A 2,620-nucleotide genomic window follows, 5' to 3' on the forward strand; every position below is an offset into this window, starting at 1 on the left:
CTAGCTATTGAGAAACTTGTCATCTCGTGCTTCATTAAAACTACTTTTTGAATTAAAAACTCACTCGAACTGACATTCATTTAATTCAAAATTATTTTGCGATTCACAAAAATTAGTTAAGACCCATTAACTTAATCATTTCATAACAGTAAATACAAGACTTAGACCGAAGAAAAGCAGCACTTTTGTTGTTGATTTTTTGGAATGCAAACGCTATATATTTCCCTTATTGTTCTCTTATTCCTACTAGCTATCGCCGATTTGGTGGTAGGGGTAAGTAATGATGCGGTAAATTTCCTAAATTCTGCAATTGGCTCCAAGGCTGTCCCTATGCGTACGATTCTGATTGTAGCAGGTCTTGGTGTGTTGGTTGGCGCTGTGTTTTCCTCAGGCCTCATGGAGGTGGCTAGGAAGGGGATCTTTAATCCTGAACTCTTCTTTTTTGATGAAATCATCATCATTTTTCTAGCAGTTCTTATTACAGATATTCTTTTGCTGGATTTCTTTAATTCTATTGGCATTCCTACGTCGACAACCGTTTCCGTGGTGTTTGAATTGTTGGGCGCTGCCGTAGTGATTTCATTGCTTAAGCTATATGAAACAGGCGAAGGCCTTGGAGGTCTTAAGCAGTTTATAAATGTCCAAAAAGCCTCTGAAATTAGCTTTGGCATCTTGATTTCGGTCTTTGTCGCTTTTGGGGTTGGCGCTGTGGTTCAGTTTGTCTCCAGATTGATTTTTACGTTTGACTACCATAGAAAACTAAAATACATTGGCGCTCTTTACGGGGGCGTTTCCCTGTCTGCGATTACTTATTTCATACTTCTGAAAGGAACCAATTCTATCACCTTTTTAGACCAAAATATCATAGAGAGTGTTTTAGATAATAAGCTCTTAATTATTGGCTTTAGTTTTGTGTTCTGGGCGGCAATCTCCCAAATTCTCATTCAAGTTTTTCGTTGTCATATTTTGAAGGTGATAGTCGTTATAGGTACTTTTGCTTTAGCCCTAGCTTTTGCAGGAAACGATTTAGTCAACTTTATTGGAGTGAGCATCGCCGCTTGGCAATCCTTTATCTTATGGCAAGAAGCTTTTTTAGCCTCGGGGGTATTACCTTCAGAGTTTCTGATGGATGGCTTATCGGGGGAAGTTCAAACGCCTGTATTCTTGTTGGTGATTGCTGGAGCAATTATGGTGGTAACCCTTTGGTTTTCTAGTAAAGCTCAGTATGTTATCCAAACAGGAGTCAACCTAGGTAGACAAGGAGAGGGCCAGGAACGCTTTAAACCTAACTTCTTATCTAGAACCGTGGTAAGGTATTCTGTTTTTGTTGGTCAGACGTTTTCTCAAGTGCTGTCTGAACCTATTCAAAATAAAATCAACAGTAGGTTTGCCTATCCCGAAAAGGCTTTTGGTTATAAAAAGGGAGTTGCTAAGCCAGCATTTGATTTGTTGAGAGCCTCTGTTAATTTAGTTTTAGCGAGTATTCTAGTTTCTTTGGGGACAAGTTATACTTTGCCTCTATCAACCACCTACGTCACGTTTATGGTAGCTATGGGAACTTCTTTTGGAGATAGAGCTTGGGGGAGAGAAAGCGCCGTCTATCGGGTTTCAGGAGTGTTTAATGTTATTGGAAGTTGGATCGCTACAGCGGCTATCGCCTTTACTGCAGCAGGAGTTTTATCGCTTATTATTTGGTTTGGTTCCTACTATGCGATTGCAATTTTATTGGTTTTTGCCTTAGTGTCCATCATTAAAAGCGCTTTAAAACACTCCAAGCGGGTCAAGTTTGAACGAGATCATAAGAAATTCAATAAAATCGATATCATTACAATTAATGAAATCACCAAAGAATCTTCTGAAAACATTGTAAAGGTAATTTCAGGAGTTAATAATTTGCTTTTAGACGTTGTCAATAACTTGGGCTATCATGACTTAAGTCGACTTAAAAAGAGCTTGAAAAGTCAGGATGAGTTAGATGTTGTGATTGATGAATTGAAGGATAATGTTTTTTACTACATCAAGTCTTTAGAAGAGACCAACGTAGAAGCCTCCAAGTTTTATGTGCTGACTTTAGATTATCTTCAGGATATGGTTCAGTCTTTGGCCTATATCACAAGAAGTAGTCATACTCACGTGAGCAACAATCACAAGAATCTGTTATTCAATCAAATTCGGGATTTAAAAAGTGTACAAAGGGATCTTGATGAGGTTTACGGTCATCTTGTAAAAGCCTTTCAATCTCAAGAATTTGATAGTATTCAGCAGCTCATCGCTGATGAACGTAAAGTTTTAGAGAAAATTTCCAATCTGTTACAGAAACAAATCGAAAGGATTCGGGACACTGAAAATAGTCCCAAAAATTCTAAACTTTACTTTGGAATCTTACTTGAGACCAAAAATCTGACTAAAACTTCTATTGCTTTATTGGAATTGTTCAGGGAGTATTACGAAGAAGCTAAGCAGGAGTTTTAATCTCTCCCATTCCGTGCAAAGCGATAGCGAGATACGGAATCTGTTTTAGTGTAACTCTCTATTTAAACTTTAGATAAAATTATTACTTTCATTCCTTTTTTCCATTGATGAAAAAACGAACCAAAAAAATCTAGGCTCACGAAATTCT

The 2,620-nt window shown here is 37.6% G+C and carries 1 protein-coding gene; it reads left to right on the forward strand.

Features of this window, described 5'->3' with window-relative positions; translation table 11 throughout:
- Nucleotides 1-204: 204 nt before the first annotated feature.
- On the forward strand, nucleotides 205-2,472 hold the full coding sequence (locus CXF67_RS09210) for an inorganic phosphate transporter (RefSeq protein ID WP_102088489.1): 2,268 nt from the start codon (nucleotides 205-207) through the stop codon (nucleotides 2,470-2,472).
- The last annotated feature ends 148 nt before the right edge of the window (nucleotides 2,473-2,620 follow it).

Source organism: Psychroflexus sp. MES1-P1E (assembly GCF_002836055.1).
Lineage (GTDB): Bacteria > Bacteroidota > Bacteroidia > Flavobacteriales > Flavobacteriaceae > Psychroflexus.